Annotated in this window: 15 protein-coding genes; 7 read left to right on the forward strand and 8 right to left on the reverse strand. The window is 59.6% G+C overall.

Annotation, left to right across the window (positions count from 1 at the left end; all coding sequences use genetic code 11):
* Positions 1 to 16 precede the first annotated feature (16 nt).
* Complete coding sequence (locus ACT3UA_RS06480; protein ID WP_096283186.1) at positions 17 to 1,729, reverse strand: L-lactate permease; 1,713 nt, start codon at positions 1,727 to 1,729, stop codon at positions 17 to 19.
* A gap of 111 nt (positions 1,730 to 1,840) precedes the next feature.
* On the opposite strand from ACT3UA_RS06480, the gene ACT3UA_RS06485 reads away from it, so the two are divergent.
* Genes ACT3UA_RS06485 through ACT3UA_RS06495 form a run of 3 tightly spaced genes read left to right on the forward strand, consistent with a single transcriptional unit; the run spans position 1,841 to position 4,703 of the window.
* On the forward strand, positions 1,841 to 2,605 hold the full coding sequence (locus ACT3UA_RS06485; protein ID WP_096283187.1) for a (Fe-S)-binding protein: 765 nt from the start codon (positions 1,841 to 1,843) through the stop codon (positions 2,603 to 2,605).
* Positions 2,606 to 2,622: 17 nt separating this feature from the next.
* Entirely contained in the window at positions 2,623 to 4,074 is a 1,452-nt protein-coding gene (locus ACT3UA_RS06490) for a LutB/LldF family L-lactate oxidation iron-sulfur protein (RefSeq protein WP_444615721.1), read from the forward strand.
* Positions 4,071 to 4,703, forward strand: a complete 633-nt coding sequence (locus ACT3UA_RS06495) for a LutC/YkgG family protein (RefSeq protein ID WP_096283188.1) — start codon at positions 4,071 to 4,073, stop codon at positions 4,701 to 4,703. The genes ACT3UA_RS06490 and ACT3UA_RS06495 overlap by 4 nt, the downstream gene beginning before the upstream one ends.
* A gap of 301 nt (positions 4,704 to 5,004) precedes the next feature.
* On the opposite strand, the gene ACT3UA_RS06500 is transcribed toward ACT3UA_RS06495, so the two are convergent.
* Both ACT3UA_RS06500 and tcuA read right to left on the reverse strand, forming a co-directional pair.
* Entirely contained in the window at positions 5,005 to 5,640 is a 636-nt protein-coding gene (locus tag ACT3UA_RS06500; RefSeq protein WP_444615713.1) for a GntR family transcriptional regulator, read from the reverse strand.
* A gap of 81 nt (positions 5,641 to 5,721) precedes the next feature.
* The gene (gene tcuA, locus ACT3UA_RS06505) at positions 5,722 to 7,212 is read right to left on the reverse strand and encodes an FAD-dependent tricarballylate dehydrogenase TcuA (RefSeq protein ID WP_444615714.1); all 1,491 of its coding nucleotides are present in this window, start codon (positions 7,210 to 7,212) and stop codon (positions 5,722 to 5,724) included.
* A gap of 420 nt (positions 7,213 to 7,632) precedes the next feature.
* On the opposite strand from tcuA, the gene ACT3UA_RS06510 reads away from it, so the two are divergent.
* Complete coding sequence (locus ACT3UA_RS06510; RefSeq protein ID WP_444615715.1) at positions 7,633 to 8,796, forward strand: MFS transporter; 1,164 nt, start codon at positions 7,633 to 7,635, stop codon at positions 8,794 to 8,796.
* Here ACT3UA_RS06510 and ACT3UA_RS06515 read toward each other — a convergent pair.
* On the reverse strand, positions 8,793 to 9,506 hold the full coding sequence (locus tag ACT3UA_RS06515; RefSeq protein WP_105679027.1) for a LysE family translocator: 714 nt from the start codon (positions 9,504 to 9,506) through the stop codon (positions 8,793 to 8,795). The two genes, ACT3UA_RS06510 and ACT3UA_RS06515, sit on opposite strands and share 4 nt — an antisense overlap.
* A 32-nt stretch (positions 9,507 to 9,538) precedes the next feature.
* On the opposite strand from ACT3UA_RS06515, the gene ACT3UA_RS06520 reads away from it, so the two are divergent.
* Positions 9,539 to 9,883, forward strand: a complete 345-nt coding sequence (locus ACT3UA_RS06520; RefSeq protein WP_105552859.1) for a hypothetical protein — start codon at positions 9,539 to 9,541, stop codon at positions 9,881 to 9,883.
* Positions 9,884 to 9,934: 51 nt separating this feature from the next.
* Positions 9,935 to 10,342 (forward strand): DUF4190 domain-containing protein, encoded by a 408-nt coding sequence (locus ACT3UA_RS06525; RefSeq protein ID WP_105650269.1) that lies wholly within the window; start codon positions 9,935 to 9,937, stop codon positions 10,340 to 10,342.
* Positions 10,343 to 10,462: 120 nt separating this feature from the next.
* Here ACT3UA_RS06525 and ACT3UA_RS06530 read toward each other — a convergent pair whose 3' ends face one another.
* Positions 10,463 to 11,020, reverse strand: a complete 558-nt coding sequence (locus tag ACT3UA_RS06530; RefSeq protein ID WP_105552857.1) for a YceI family protein — start codon at positions 11,018 to 11,020, stop codon at positions 10,463 to 10,465.
* A gap of 225 nt (positions 11,021 to 11,245) precedes the next feature.
* Between ACT3UA_RS06530 and ACT3UA_RS06535 the strand changes: the two genes are divergently transcribed.
* Positions 11,246 to 11,404 carry a hypothetical protein gene (locus ACT3UA_RS06535; protein ID WP_181148386.1) on the forward strand — a complete coding sequence of 53 codons (159 nt, stop codon included), beginning with the start codon at positions 11,246 to 11,248 and terminating at the stop codon, positions 11,402 to 11,404.
* 184 nt (positions 11,405 to 11,588) lie between these two features.
* Here ACT3UA_RS06535 and ACT3UA_RS06540 read toward each other — a convergent pair whose 3' ends face one another.
* Genes ACT3UA_RS06540 through ACT3UA_RS06550 form a run of 3 tightly spaced genes read right to left on the reverse strand, consistent with a single transcriptional unit; the run spans position 11,589 to position 14,490 of the window.
* Entirely contained in the window at positions 11,589 to 12,566 is a 978-nt protein-coding gene (locus ACT3UA_RS06540; protein WP_444615716.1) for a glycine betaine ABC transporter substrate-binding protein, read from the reverse strand.
* Positions 12,563 to 13,291, reverse strand: coding sequence for an ABC transporter permease (locus ACT3UA_RS06545; RefSeq protein ID WP_105552855.1), 729 nt, complete (start codon positions 13,289 to 13,291; stop codon positions 12,563 to 12,565). Before ACT3UA_RS06545 ends, ACT3UA_RS06540 begins: the two co-directional genes overlap by 4 nt.
* The gene (locus tag ACT3UA_RS06550; protein ID WP_105552854.1) at positions 13,288 to 14,490 is read right to left on the reverse strand and encodes an ABC transporter ATP-binding protein; all 1,203 of its coding nucleotides are present in this window, start codon (positions 14,488 to 14,490) and stop codon (positions 13,288 to 13,290) included. Before ACT3UA_RS06550 ends, ACT3UA_RS06545 begins: the two co-directional genes overlap by 4 nt.
* Between the last annotated feature and the right edge of the window lie 44 nt (positions 14,491 to 14,534).

Below are 14,534 nucleotides of genomic sequence, written 5' to 3' on the forward strand. Positions count from 1 at the left end.
TTAGCCTTGAACTAGATTACGGAAGCATCCACGACAAAATCGGCGTGGACTGTAGGTAAACCAGGGTACACAGTACCAGCAGCATGCCTACGGACCAGCCGGCAACTTTCTTGAGGATCACCGATTCCTGGCCTTCCATCTTTACCGCGGTGGCGGCAATTGCCAGGTTCTGCGGGGAGATGAGCTTGCCGACCACGCCACCGGAGGTGTTCGCTGCGACCAGCAAGGTCGGGTCGATGCCGGCGTTGACGCCGGCGGTCTGCTGCAGCTTGGCGAACAGCGCGTTGGCGGAGGTATCCGAACCGGTCACGGCGGTGCCGATCCAGCCCAGGATCGGGGAAAGGAAAGCGAAGGCGCCGCCGGCACCGGCGAGCCAGGTACCCACGGTGATGGTCTGGCCGGACAGGTTCATCACATAGGCCAGGCCGAGCACCGAGAGGATGGTCAGGGCCGCGTAACGCATGCTGTACATGGTTTTGCCGACTTCTGCCAGGCCTTCGCCGAAGGTCATGGCGTATTTGCCGTTGCCGGTGTTGCGCGAGTAGACGAATGCAACGATCACACCGGTGATCAACAGCAGTGTGCCCGGGGAGGACAGCCAGGAGAAGTTGTAAATCGTCGAGGCTACCGCCTCGCCCGCTGCGTCGACCACGCTGCCATGCAATCCTGGCCAGCCGAACTTGATATCGGTGCTGGCCAGCCACGCCGGAATATCAACGCCCAGCTTCCACAGTTTGGCAATACCGAAGATCACGATCACCAGCAGGTACGGGAACAAAGCCATCCAGGTGTTGTTGGCGTGCAGCTTCTTGTTATGCTCCACCGGCTCGGCAGCAGCCTCCGGGGTCAGCACCCGCGCTCGCGCCTCGTCGGCACCCTTTGGAGTCCAGAAGCGAAGCAGAATCACTGCGGCGGCCAAGCCGACGAGCGAGGCCACAATATCGGTCAGCTCGTAGGAGAAGTAGGTCGAGCAAAGCCACTGGGCCACACCGAAGGAAATGCCGATGGTCAGGGTCGCCGGAAGAGTCTGGCGCATACCACGCCAGCCGTCGATAACCAGGACCAGAATCGACGGGACAAAGAGGGCCAGCAGTGGTGACTGGTGGCCCACAACCGCGCCGATTTCGGTGGCCGGGATTCCGGTCAGGGCACCGGCGGTGGTGATCGGGATGGCAACTGCGCCGAAGGCAACCGGGGCAGTGTTGGCGATCAAGACGGCACAGGCCGCACGCAATGGAGCCAGACCCAAAGCCAGCAGCATGGTTGCGGTAATTGCCACCGGAGCGCCGAAACCTGCCAGTGCTTCGAGCAGCCCACCGAAGCAGAAGGCGATCAGCACGGCCTGGATGCGGACGTCGCCACCACCAATCACATCAAAGACCCGGCGCAGATCCTCGAAGCGTCCGGACTTCACCGTCACCTGGTAGAGGAAGATGGCCATCACCACGATCCAGACGATCGGGAAGGCACCGAAGACCATGCCCATCACCCCGGAGTTCAACGCCATGCCAACCGGCATATGCCAACCAAAGATCGCGATGATGATGGCGACTGCCAGCGAGCCTAGCCCGGCTATATGTGCTTTGGTCTTGATTACTGCCAGCAAAACAAAGAAGGTAAGAAGAGGGATCAAGGCAACAAGTGCTGAGATCGCTACACTTCCCGCAACTGGATCTGTGGAGGGTGTAAACACGGTGTGGGCGTCCTTACTCGAAGTTGGTCTGACCATACGTGGTCCGACCACCTAGATTACAAGGTGAGTACGATCACAACAAATCTTGACTTATCCAAAGATGAACACATAGTATGGTCAGACCACACTTCGAAAGAGTTATTTACTATGCGGATTGCTCTCTTTGCCACATGCATCGTGGATGCCATGTACCCCGAAACCGCCAAGTCGACCGTCAAAATCTTGGAACGCTTGGGCCATGAAGTCATTTTCCCCAAGGCCCAGGCCTGCTGTGGGCAAATGCACATCAATTCCGGATACATGCCTGAAGCCCTGCCCGTGGTCGAAAACCACATCAATGCCTTTGACACCGACGACTACGACGTCGCGGTAGCTCCCTCGGGTTCCTGCGTTGCCTCCGTTAAGCACCAGCACCCGTACCTCGCAGAGCGGCTCGGCAAGCCCGAGTTGAAGGAACGAGCGGTTGCCGTCGGCAAGCGCACCTATGAGCTCTCGCAGCTCCTGGTTGACGTGCTCGGCGTGAGCAACGCCGCCGAGCAGCTGGGCAGCTATTTCCCGGACACCATCACCTATCATCCTTCTTGCCACGGCAAGCGCTCGCTGGGGCTTGGCGACCGCCAGCTGGACCTGCTGAAAACCGTGGGAGGCATTACCGTCGAGGAACTTCCCGAAGCGGATCAGTGCTGCGGCTTCGGCGGGACCTTCTCGCTGAAAAACGCCGACGTATCCACCGCCATGCTCGAAGACAAGATGAAGAACATCTGCTCCACCGGTGCTTCGGCCTGCGCCGGGGGCGACGCCTCCTGCCTGATGCACATCGGAGGCGGACTTTCACGCACCGGAGCCAAACCAAAGACCCTGCACCTGGCCGATATCCTGGCCAGCACCATGGAAGAGACGGTGACCCTGTGACTCAGGTATTCCTCGGCATGCCAGCGGCGGGACATGGCAACCTTTTCGAAGAAGAGCCATTCCCCCAGGCCGCGCACCGCGAGCTGGGCAACACCCAGATGCGCAAGAACCTGCGCCATGCCACCCACACCATTCGCGACAAGCGGGTGAAGGTTGTCGGTGAACTTTCCGACTGGGAAGAGCTGCGCGATGCCGGCTCGGCCATCAAGAACAACGCGATGGCAAATGTCGAAGAGCTGCTGCTTCAGTTCGAGAAGAACTTCACCGCCCGTGGCGGCACCGTCCACTGGGCACGGGATGCGACCGAGGCCAATAAGATCGTCACCGGGCTGGTCAAGGAAACCGGCTCCACCGAGGTGGTCAAGGTCAAGTCCATGGCCACCCAGGAAATTGGCTTGAATGAATATCTTGAGACCCAGGGCATCGAGGCCTTCGAAACAGACCTCGCCGAACTCATTGTTCAGCTGGGCAACGACAAGCCAAGCCATATTCTGGTTCCGGCCATCCACAAGAACCGCACCGAGGTGCGCGATATCTTCTTGAAGGAAATGCCTTCGGTGGACCCGGAGCTCACCGATGAGCCGGCCAAGCTGGCCGAGGCAGCCCGTTCGCATCTGCGCAAGAAGTTCCTGGCCGCCAAGGTGGCGATCTCCGGTGCGAATTTCGCCCTGGCAGATACCGGCACCCTAGGCGTCGTGGAATCCGAGGGCAACGGCCGCATGTGCCTGACCCTTCCCGAAACCCTGATTACCGTCATGGGCATCGAGAAGGTCCTGCCGAAGTGGGAGGACCTCGAAGTCTTCATGCAGCTGCTTCCACGTTCCTCCACCGGCGAGCGCATGAACCCGTACACCTCGCTGTGGACCGGGGCCAGCGCCGACGACGGACCGCAGAATGTGCACATCGTGCTGCTGGATAACGGTCGCACCCGCGCCCTGTCGGACCGATTTGGCCGCACCGCGCTGAACTGCATCCGCTGCTCGGCCTGCATGAATGTGTGCCCGGTGTACGAACGCACCGGCGGGCACGCCTACGGTTCGACCTACCCCGGCCCGATTGGCGCGATTCTTTCCCCGCTGATGACCGGCATCGAGGCAGAGGACAACGGTTCGTTGCCCTATGCTTCCTCGCTGTGCGGCGCCTGCTACGACGCGTGCCCGGTGAAGATCAATATCCCCGAGATCCTCGTGCACCTGCGCGGCGAAGACGTGGATGCCAAACGCGAGACGCATAAGATCCCCACCCAAATGGACCTGCTGATGAAGGGTGGTTCCTGGGCGCTGGGCAAGGGCAAGAACCTGGGGCTGCTTGAAAAGGCTCTGCCGCTGGGCCGCCTGATGGCCGGCAAGGACAAGAAGATCAAGAAGCTTCCGGGCATCGCGGCCGGCTGGACGCAGAGCCGCGATATCCCTGCCCCACCGAACAAGTCCTTCCGCGACTGGTGGAGCGACGAAAAGGAGTCCAAGTGAGCGCCAAAGAAGAAATCCTCGGCCGCATCCGTTCGGCGCTGTCAGATGCGCCGGTAGCCGAGGAAACTCCCCGCGAGTACCGTACCTCCTCGCAGATGTCCGAGGAAGAGCTCATCGAGATGCTGGTAGACCGGCTGGTCGATTACAAGGCGGGCGTAGAGGTCATCGACAACGCGCAGATTCCCGAGTTTGTTGCCGCGAAACTGAAGGACGCTAATTCGGTCGTCTTCCCGCATGGGCTGGATCAGCAGTGGCTGGCTGACCTGCCGCAGGGGGTCGCCCAGATTGCCGATGCCCCAGGGTCACGGCTTACGGTTGCCGAACTGGATGAGACCAGCGCCGTGGTGACCTCCTCGCAGGTGACCATCGCCGAGTCCGGAACCATCATCCTCGACGGCGAGCCGAATCAGGGGCGCCGCGCGATTTCATTGGTCCCGGACCATCATCTGTGCATCGTTCCGGTGTCCAGCATCGTGCAGCTGCTCCCCGAAGCAATGCCCCGGCTGACCATCACCCGCCCGTTGACCTGGATCTCCGGGCCGTCGGCCACCAGCGACATCGAGCTGGAGCGAGTGGAGGGCGTGCACGGTCCACGCACCCTGGACGTGCTGCTGGTGCGCGGGCTGTAGCAAACACATTCACTAAAGCCATCGTGGCCGGATCCCGTTCCTAAAATTCCAAGGGGATCCGGCCACGAGTCTATTAATCGGCGCCGGCTGTTGTTGCCACTGCCATTTTGTTGGGCGGCTCGGCGGGCCATGCCGAAGCATTCTCCTGTCCGGTAACCAGATCCAAGCTATGCCTCGCCGGGTGCTCTGTGCCGTGGTTCCACCGCTGGCGGCATCTGGCAGCTAGCGCGCTCGCGCTATCCCGAGAGGGTACGTTAAACCTAAAAAATCCCGCCAGTGGCGGGATTTATGGGCGAATCTCCTAGAGGTGCGAGAACATTTTCAAGCGCATCGATTTGGCCGTCGACATATGCGCCCGGACTTGCTCCTGCGCTTGGTCCGAGCGGCGCTCGCTAATCAGCTCCACGATGCGCTGGTGCTCATCGAGGGAGTCGGCCCAGCGCGATCCCACCGAAAGCGTCGAGGTTGGGGCGTGCAGTTGATGCGTTGCCAAGCGCTCCAGCAGGTCTTCGAGCACCGGATTGTGCGCTGCACGCCAGAGCGAGCGGTGGAACTCGATATTTGTCAGCAAACGCGTTGAATCATCGGGATCGACCAGCGCGCGATCCCGTTCAACGAGCGCTTCGAGCCTGACCAGGTCCGGGTCGGTCCGGCTCCGCGCGGCCTCCGCAGCGGCCTGCCCTTCGAGCATGATGCGCAGGTCGTAAACCTGCATGATCTGCTCCGGGTCAATTTCGCGCACGAACAATCCGCGGGCTCGGCGTTCGAGCAGCCCCTCATGCAGCAACCGGGTGAGCGCCTCGCGCACCGGGGTGCGCGAGACGCCGAAGCGTTCGGCCAGCGCGACCTCACGCAGCGGATCTCCGGGCGCGAAGGCACCGCGCAGCAGGTCTTCCTTCAACTGCGCGTGAATCGTTTCCGAATCGATCTTCGCCATGCCCCGCCGTTCTGCGTCCAATAGTAGTGATCTGCAGTTCCCTCGTACGCGGCACCGCGTACGAGGGAACTGCACCTTGCCTTAGGCCAGATTACCGGCTCGGCGGCCAAACACGACACCGGCGGCAAGACCCGAACCACCTGGGTAGTTCGCCGAGAACAGTCCACCGAGCATCTCGCCGCAGACGAACAGGCCCGGTACCGGCTGGCCTTCTTCGTTCAGCGCGCGGCCCTCGGTGTCGCCCTTGAGCCCACCGAAGGTGAAGGTGATGCCGCAGGTGACCGGGTAGGCGTAGAACGGACCGGTGGCCAACGGGGTGGCCCAGTTGCTCTTCACCGGGGTGACCTTCGAGGCGCGGCCATCCAGCACGTTCGGATCGAACGGGATGCTGGTGTCGATGGCACCGTTGTATTCGGTGATGGTCTTGGCCAGCGAGGCGGCGTCGACGTTGATCTTCTGGGCCAGTTCCTCGACGGTATCGGCAACGACTTCGGAGATGCCAGGCATCTCATATTCTTCACTGCGCAGCATCGGACGCAAGTTTGCATCGAAGATCTGGTAGGCGACAGAATCCGGCTGCTTCAAGATTTCGCGGCCGTACTTGGCGTAGGTCAGGTTGCGGAAGTCCGCACCTTCGTCGAGGAAGCGCTCGCCAAGGTTGTTGACGATGATTCCCAGCGGGTAGGACTGGCGGGTCAGGCGGTTGGTCAGTTCGCGGTTCGATTCGTTCTTCGCGGTGAATGCGTCCCACTGCACCGAGTGGCAGGTGCTCCAGTCGCCGCCCTTGGCAATGCCGATCTCCAGTCCTGCCTGGATCATTGCACCGTGGTTGTATGGGGTGCCGCGGACCTTCGCGTTCTCCCAGCCCTCACCCAAGTGCTCCTTGCGCAGCTCAGGGTTGGCTTCGAAGCCACCGGCGCCCAGGACGACCGACTCGGCGCGCAGTTCCTGCACGCTGCCGTCGCTCTGGCGGACCTTGACACCCTTGACCGTGCCGTCTTCAACGATCAGCGCGAAGACGTCCTGCTCGAAGCGGACCTCGGTGCCAAGCTTTTCGGCCACCGCAAGGTGATCCTTCATCAACCCTTCGCCGCCGTCCACGTTTCCGACATGCAGCCCGCCCCAGAAGAGGAAGGTGCCATCTTCGCGGGAGTACGCTTGGCGCTCGTACATCAGGCGGTACTTCAGCCCCAGGGACTTCAGCCAACGCAAGCCCGGTGCTGCTTCGGTGACAAGAACCTCGGTCAGTTCCTTGTCATTGCGCCCCTCGGTGACCTTCGCCATGTCGCCCGCGTAGTCTTCCGCGGAGTAGGGAGGAACCTCGGAGAGCTTGTGGCGCTCGTCGAATTCGATGAAGTCCTGCAGGTCTTCCAGACCGTTATGCGCGATGCGGGTGGCGCCGGCGGTGTAGTAGCTGTTTCCGCCGAACTGATCCTTCGGAGCTTTTTCCAACAGCAGGACCTTGCGGCCGCGCGTGACCGCAGCGTGTGCGGCGGTGAAGGCCGCGTTGCCTCCGCCGACGACGATAACGTCAGCAACGTTAGTGGATTTTCCCTGGACTGGAGTAGTCATATCTGGTGACCTTTCGGAATTCTTGAATTCAGCAGTTCCGACCGCGTGAAGACCACACGAAGCGGAGTCGAATTCGACGTCTGAACGTTGATTCCTAATTAGTGTATACACAAAAGAACATTAAAAACCACTAAATTCTGCAAATAGTTCCAGTGCTACTTCCGGCAATAGCGATACGCCGGACGGACAGCGGCACCGGACCGCGATTTCAGTTCGACCAATTCATGCCCGGCGGGTCCTCACCGGTGCGGCTCCATGGATCCCTGCCCGGGCTCAGCACCGGGCAGAGAATTGCTCGACGCCTAGTTCCGGGACTTCGCTTAGCTGTCCAGCCGCACTAGGTCATACCCGCGAACAGTACGGCGCATCTCTGGTTACATAGGGTGGTTATAGGTATTGGGTTGAAGATAGGAAATAGCTTTGAGCAAACCACCGGCCGCAGCAGCCAAGCAGGTGCCCGACTCTGCCCTGCGCTTCGTTGGGTTCCTGTCATTTTTCGATCGTTATGCCACCCCGCCAATGTTTCTGGCACTGTCATTGGCGACTGCGCTTACGCTGTCTCAAGCCGTCGAACTCGTGGCGGGGTATTCCCTGCTTTACGCCTTGGGACAACCGCTGTGGGGCTTGGCCAGCGATAGGCTTGGTCGACTAACCGTGTTGCGGTGCGCGCTGTTCGGAGTGGTGCTTGGCGCGATTGCGAGCAGCGTATTCACCGGGTTCTTCCCCCTATTGATCGCCCGGTCATTTACGGGTTTCATGTTTGGTGCGCTGTATCCGACCCTGCTGACCCTGCTCGGTGATACTCGAGTTGGCTTGGCTAAGGCCCGTGGTCTGTCAGATCTGCAAATTTATTCTTCGCTGGGAACTACCTTGGCCACGCTTGTGGCTGGGGCCCTTGCCACGTTCGTGGATTGGCGCCTGGTGTTTCTTCTTCCCGCCCTAGGCGCGATAGCGGCGCTGGCAACCCTACGCCGGGTGGCCGAACCGCTTCGGGAAGCCACCGCTCGGAACTTCAAGGCGGCCTTCAGCGCAGAGAATGTGCTCCTGTACGCGGTGGTATTCCTCGAAGGTGGGCTGTTGATGGGGATGCTTGCCTATGTAGTTCCCGCCTTGCAAGATGCTGGCGTCGGCATTTGGATCTCGGGCCTGCTTGGTTGCGGATTCGCGGGTGGAGTGATTTTCGGTGCGCGGCTCATGCGCTTGCTCGTGTCGCGGTTTTCCCGTACGTGGCTCATCGGCATCGGTGGCGCAGTCCTTTGGGCGAGCTTTGCGCCTTCGGCTTTTGCTCCGTCGCCTGCGGCTTTCACCTGTACCGCGTTCCTGCTCGGGGTAGCCAACGCGGTCATGCATTCGTCCATGCAAGGCTGGGCCACCGAAGTAGCACCGCAAGCGCGGGCCACAACTGTTTCGCTGTTTGTGTTCTCGCTGTTTTTCGGGGCCTCGGCGGCTACCTACCTCACGGCCGACCTTGCTGAGCAGGGAAACTTCTCGCGCATATTCGGTATCGGCTTTTGGCTCAGTATCGTCTTGGTTGTCTCAGCGACCTGGCTGCATGCCCGCTGGCTAGCAAGGCAGCTCGCCTAAAGGAAAGCGCTCAGCAGCACTCCAATGCCCATAAGGAAAAGCGCTGCACAGGCCGTCCATTCCAAGCGAAGAGTGATCTCTGGCTTCTTGAACCACTGCATGGCCTTGGATGCCACTGCGCTCAATATCAATAGATATAGAAATCCAACCGCCGCAAAGATTGCACCCAAGCCCATTCCCCACAGCAGGGTACTCGATTCCTTGGGGATAAAGCTTGGCATCATCGCCAGAAACAACAATCCTAATTTCGGATTCAGCGCTGCCGAAAGCACACCAGCAACAAAAGATCGGCGCAAGGTTTGACCCCGCATCCGAGCGCCGGCTCGCGTTTCGGTGCGCGCAATGGCGCTATCGGCTTTGGCGACGGCGCGAGATTTCAGGAACCCGGATAGCCCCAAGTACATCAGGTACAGACCGCCAAGCATTGCAATGATCGATTCGATGACGGGGTAGCGCTGCATCAACGATGCGGCACCCGCACCGGCCAGCGTGGCCCAGGCGAAAATGGCTGTCACCATGCCGAGAGCCGCGACGACACCGTGGAGCTGGCGTACCAGCGAAAAGCGAAGGACCAAGAAGGTATCTGGCCCTGGTGAGAGAGTGACCATTACGCATACGCCGAGGTATGCCAAGAACGAAGCCCAAGTCATGATCTCTAAGTATAGAAATTCGCCACCAGAGTGTGTTAATGCATGACGCGGGCTTAGCATTAGAAGTGCACTACATAGGAGGCAGAGGCAAAATGTCACAGCCGCAGTATGGGCCGCAGCCCAGTTACCAAGATCCTGCTACCCAGTTCAACGGACACTACCCTCCGCCGCATCCTGGCGTTGCCTTGTCGCAAACTTCAATGATTCTCGGGATTCTCTCGCTTTTCGTCGTGGGCGTGATCCTCGGTCCGATCGCCATTATCAAAGGAAACGAAGCCGAACGTGCCTACGGGGTTCAAGCTACCGTCGGTAAAGTCACCGGGATGATCGGCTTGATCCTGGGAGCGCTGCAGCTGCTAGCGGTCGTAGGATACTTCCTCCTGGTCCTCTTCATACTTCCGTTCTCGATTTACGGCTCAGGCATGCCAGAGCAGTGAAGACTGCAGAAACACGATAATCATTTTCTCTCAAATAAATAAGGACCACTCATGAGCACCCCGAATAACGAACCGAATAATCCCTACACCTCAGGAAATCCCGGCCAGCAGCCGCAGTACCCGTACCAGACCCCTGGCCAGAACCAGCAATTTGGTGCAGCACCGGGCTACCCCGGATACGCTTATCCGCAGCAGCATGCCCAAGGTTCCCAGTTGGCGCAGACATCGATGATCTTGGGCATCATTTCGCTATTCGTCGTAGGCATCATCTTGGGGCCAATCGCCATTTCGAAGGCCAAAAGGGCCGAACGGGAATTCAACACCGACGCCACGGTCGGCAAGGTGACCGGCTGGATCGGGACCATATTCGGAATTATCGGGTTGCTCTACATAATTTTGATGATCGTCATGGCGGTCACCTTTGCCGGAACCGATGCCATGTACTCCGAATTCTCGTAATCGCTGCGCACCGTCCGCCTAGCACGGTTAACGACAGAGACCTGGCGATGCGCTTTCGCGCATCGCCAGGTCTCTGCCTGTATCGGCCCTTCGCCATCCCCCATAGATGGCTTCGGGAGCTTACTCTGCGGTTGGCAGGACGAAAGAAGCGTCGATTTCGATCTTGACCTTGTCGCTGACCAGAACGCCGCCTGCTTCGAGAGCCGCGTTCCAGGTAATGCCGAATTCCTTGCGGGAGATGGTGGTGGAGGCGAAGAAGCCTGCACGGGTTGCGCCGAAGGCGTCTACCACCTGGCCGCCGAGCTCAGCTGCGAACTCAACCTGCTTGGTGACGCCGCGGATGGTCAGGTCGCCAACGAGAACGAAGTCTTCAGCGTCGCCCTTGGTGCCGGTGGACTTGAAGGTCATAACCGGGAATTCCTCGGCATTGAAGAAGTCCGCGCTTGTCAGGTGACCGTCACGGTTTGCATCCTTGGTGTTGACCGAAGCGATCTGAACGGTAGCTTCGATCGAGGACTCTTCCAGGCTCTGGCCAACGTTCAAGGTTGCCTCGAAATCCTGGAAGCTGCCGCGAACTTTGGAAACACCTGCGTGGCGAACCGAGAATCCGATTTCCGAGTGCGAAGCGTCCAGGGTCCAGGCGCCGACGGTCAGTGGTGAAGTTGCAGATACAGTCATTTTCAGTTCCTTGTCGTCATCGCCAACACTGTAGTTGACGTTTCAATTTGTTTTGCTGGTACCAGTATTGCACTATTTAAGTTGAAGCGTCAACCATGTCGCGCAACAAACTTTTCCTCGATTTCAAAGAAGGTGGGCCATTTCAGCTCTGACTAGTAATTTAATTTCCAAAAATTTTTCTACTCAGCCCTCTCCGATCCCAGTAATTCTGGCTAGACTGGGCGCATGACCAGTGATCCGAACGCACCTAATAAAAAAGCGCAGGAAGCCGAACTAGCCGCGGATCTGGAAGAGATCTGGCAGGAAGAGTCCCCCACTACCGCCGAAGCCACCAAGTCTGCCGACGAAGTCGACGGCAAGTTCGGTACCCGCGACGGTTCCTAGAAACCATCCGGACCGACACAACTATCTTGCGCCCCCGGACGCTAACTAATCCAGTATCTCGGCGCAAGGCCACCGGGCGAACCAACTGCGGGTGAACACTGCGCAAGTTTTGCCTGGGTCATTAACCGCAAATGGCCGTTCCAAGGAACCTATCCTTGGAACGGCCATCACGCCGGTTGCTTCACTAAGGTGCGCTAATAAGACCTTCGTTCAGCATCCATTCATAGGCGACATCGGCGGGCTCGCGCCCCTCAACATCCACCTGGTAGTTCAGTTCCAGCAGCACCTCATCGGTCAGCATTGGCGCAATCTGCGCCATCACGTCTTTGACCCCGGGATTTTCCTGCAAGAATTCGGCGTTGAACGCTGGCGCCGCGTTATAGCTCGGGAAGTACTGCTTGTCGTCTTCCAGCACCGTAAGATCCAGCGCCCTGATGCGACCGTCGGTTGTGAACACCTCACCGAAGTTGCAAGCGCCCTCGGCGGTTGCCTGGTAGATGGCGCCCACGTCGTACAAACCGATGTTCTCTTCCTTGACTTGGCTGCCGCGGTCGATCCCGTAGTGCTCGAGCATCGGGGTCAACCCATCACGGCGCGAGTTGAACTCCGGGTCGACACAGAAGGTCAGCTCGTCCGAATCAAGTTTGGACATTTCCGAAAGCTTGGTGATGCCCAAGCGATCAGCCACCTTCCGGTTCATGGCCATGGCGTAGGTGTTGTTCAGCGGCGCCGGTTCTCCCCAGACGATGCCGTTGGCCACATCTTCCTCGCGCACCGCTTCCCACTGCTCTTCGGCACCGGCTACCGGTTCTTCATAGCCCAGATAGGTCAGCCATGCGGTACCCGTGTATTCCCACAAGGCGCTGGCGTCCCCGGAGAGCAACAGCTCGCGTGCCGGTTGGGATCCGGGCACATTTGTCAGATCCGTGACGTCATAACCGGCAACATCCAAGGCAATCACCGAGATTTTTCCCAAGATCAATTGCTCGGTGAATGCCTTCGAGGTGACGGTGACCTTGGCGTCATCGGCCAGATCTGGAATTTCTTCAATGATTCCCGGGCTGGCATCGGGCACCGTGCCGGTGGAGGGGCTCAGCCCGCAGCCTGTCAGGCCTAAAAGGGCCGCGAAGGATAGGGCTCCAAGTTTCAATTTCCGATTCATGAGAGTCCTTTCGGCCGGGCGACCTGTTCCACGACTCGTCCAAGCCAGTCGATGGTCAATGCCAGCAAGGCCACCAGCAGCGAACCTGCAATCAGCACCACGTTCAGATTCAGGTTCACCCCGGTGGTAATCAGAATTCCCAATCCTCCACCGTTAATGAAGGTGGCCAAGGTGGCGGTTCCTACCAGCAGCACCAAGGCGGTGCGGATGCCGGAGAGCATCACCGGGACCGCGAGTGGAAGCTCGACCTTGAACAAGACCGCCATCTGGCTCATGCCAATGCCGCGCCCGGCTTCCACCAGTCGTTCATCGACCTGTTGCAAGCCCACAATGGTGTTTGAAAGGACCGGGAGGATCGCATAGATCACCAAGGACACGATGGCCGTATTCGGACCGAATCCAAGCCAGAAGGCCAACAGCACGACCACGCCGATGGCCGGGGCCGCCTGGCCGAAGTTGGCGACGGCACGCACCCCGGGCGCCGCCTTGCGAAACGCTGGACGGGTCAAGATGATGCCCAGCGGAATCGCAATGATCAGCACGATCACCGCTGAGATCACCGTGATTTTCAGGTGATCCAGCGTATAGCCCCAAATGGTTGCCGGATCCAGCGTCTGCCGTTCGGTTTCCGTGAGGTTCGCGGTGACCAACCAGATCACCAGGATGCCGAAGGCCGCGGCGATGCCAAGGAGCTGGTAGATCAGCCCTCGTTTTTCGGCATTCATGAAGATTCACCGCCGGTTTGACCGCGGTCCGTCTGGATGTCTGCCACATTGATGGCGCCGGAGTTCAGGCCTACCGGTGCATCGTGGTCATCGTCCAGGTTGGCGTTGCTCGCAGAGATCGCTTCCATCACCGTCTGCACCGTGATGATGCCCCGAAGCACATCGCGACGCCCGGTCACCAACGCAGATTCGGTGCTTGCCACCAGCATGGTGTCCAGCGCATCGTTCAAGGTCGCCTGCTCGCCGACAACCGGCAAATCCGGATCATAGGTGCCATCGATAATCTCCGCACGGGAGAGTTGGCGCCGGGTGAGCCGACGCAACGGGCGGCCGCGCGAATCCAGGACCACCGCATATTTCCGTCCGGCGCCTTGCAGCTGCGAAAGCACCTCGGAAGCGTTCTTCCCGGCGGTGGTGGTGATGGCTTCGGACAGTTCCACCTCGTGCACGCGGGTCAGCGTCAACTGCTTCAAGCCGGCACCGGATCCAATGAAGTTCTCCACGAATTCGCTGGCGGGGTTGGCCAGGATGCGCTCGGGGGAATCGTACTGTTCCAGCTGTGCGCCTTCATTGAAGATCGCGATCCAGTCCCCCAGCTTCACGGCTTCGTCGAAGTCGTGGGTCACGCAAACGATGGTCTTCTGGACTTCCGACTGAATGTTGAGCAGCTCATCTTGCAGACGCTGACGGGTAATCGGGTCGACCGCACCGAAGGGCTCGTCCATCAGCAATACCGGAGGGTCTGCTGCCAGTGCACGGGCCACGCCCACGCGTTGCTGCTGGCCCCCGGAGAGCTCCTTCGGGAAGCGGTTGCGGTACAGCTCCGGGTCCAGTGAGACCAACTCCAGCAGCTCGTCGACGCGCGCGGCAATCTTCTCCTTGGACCAGCCAAGCATCTTCGGCACCATCGCGATATTTGTCGCCACGGTCATATGCGGAAACAGCCCTCCGGCCTGAATGACATATCCGATGCGGCGACGCAGCTCGTCGCCATCCATGTCGGTGACGTCTTCGCCGTTGATCACGATCTCGCCGGAGGTCGGTTCGATCAACCGGTTGATCATTTTCAGCGTGGTAGTTTTGCCGCAGCCCGAAGGGCCGACAAACATCACGATCGAACCGGCGGGGATCTCAAGGGTGAGCCCACCGACCGCAGATTTCTTCTGGCCCGGGTAGGTCTTGGTGACCTCCTGAAGCATGATCGATGCCCCGGTGACGCTATTTTCGTTACTGGTTTCGACTT

Origin of the sequence: Glutamicibacter sp. 363 (genome assembly GCF_052379505.1) — a bacterium.
Lineage (GTDB): Bacteria > Actinomycetota > Actinomycetes > Actinomycetales > Micrococcaceae > Glutamicibacter.

Excerpts from the sequence above, each read along its gene's own strand:
- ACT3UA_RS06530 (WP_105552857.1), bottom strand. The coding sequence starts at position 11,020 with ATGACTGTATCTGCAACTTCACCACTGACCGTCGGCGCCTGGACCCTG.
- ACT3UA_RS06485 (WP_096283187.1), top strand. The coding sequence starts at position 1,841 with ATGCGGATTGCTCTCTTTGCCACATGCATCGTGGATGCCATGTACCCC.
- ACT3UA_RS06525 (WP_105650269.1), top strand. The coding sequence starts at position 9,935 with ATGAGCACCCCGAATAACGAACCGAATAATCCCTACACCTCAGGAAAT.
- ACT3UA_RS06540 (WP_444615716.1), bottom strand. The coding sequence starts at position 12,566 with ATGAATCGGAAATTGAAACTTGGAGCCCTATCCTTCGCGGCCCTTTTA.
- ACT3UA_RS06545 (WP_105552855.1), bottom strand. The coding sequence starts at position 13,291 with ATGAATGCCGAAAAACGAGGGCTGATCTACCAGCTCCTTGGCATCGCC.
- tcuA (WP_444615714.1), bottom strand. The coding sequence starts at position 7,212 with ATGACTACTCCAGTCCAGGGAAAATCCACTAACGTTGCTGACGTTATC.
- ACT3UA_RS06500 (WP_444615713.1), bottom strand. The coding sequence starts at position 5,640 with ATGGCGAAGATCGATTCGGAAACGATTCACGCGCAGTTGAAGGAAGAC.
- ACT3UA_RS06550 (WP_105552854.1), bottom strand. The coding sequence starts at position 14,490 with ATGCTTCAGGAGGTCACCAAGACCTACCCGGGCCAGAAGAAATCTGCG.
- ACT3UA_RS06520 (WP_105552859.1), top strand. The coding sequence starts at position 9,539 with ATGTCACAGCCGCAGTATGGGCCGCAGCCCAGTTACCAAGATCCTGCT.
- ACT3UA_RS06535 (WP_181148386.1), top strand. The coding sequence starts at position 11,246 with ATGACCAGTGATCCGAACGCACCTAATAAAAAAGCGCAGGAAGCCGAA.
- ACT3UA_RS06490 (WP_444615721.1), top strand. The coding sequence starts at position 2,623 with ATGCCAGCGGCGGGACATGGCAACCTTTTCGAAGAAGAGCCATTCCCC.
- ACT3UA_RS06480 (WP_096283186.1), bottom strand. The coding sequence starts at position 1,729 with ATGGTCAGACCAACTTCGAGTAAGGACGCCCACACCGTGTTTACACCC.
- ACT3UA_RS06515 (WP_105679027.1), bottom strand. The coding sequence starts at position 9,506 with ATGCTAAGCCCGCGTCATGCATTAACACACTCTGGTGGCGAATTTCTA.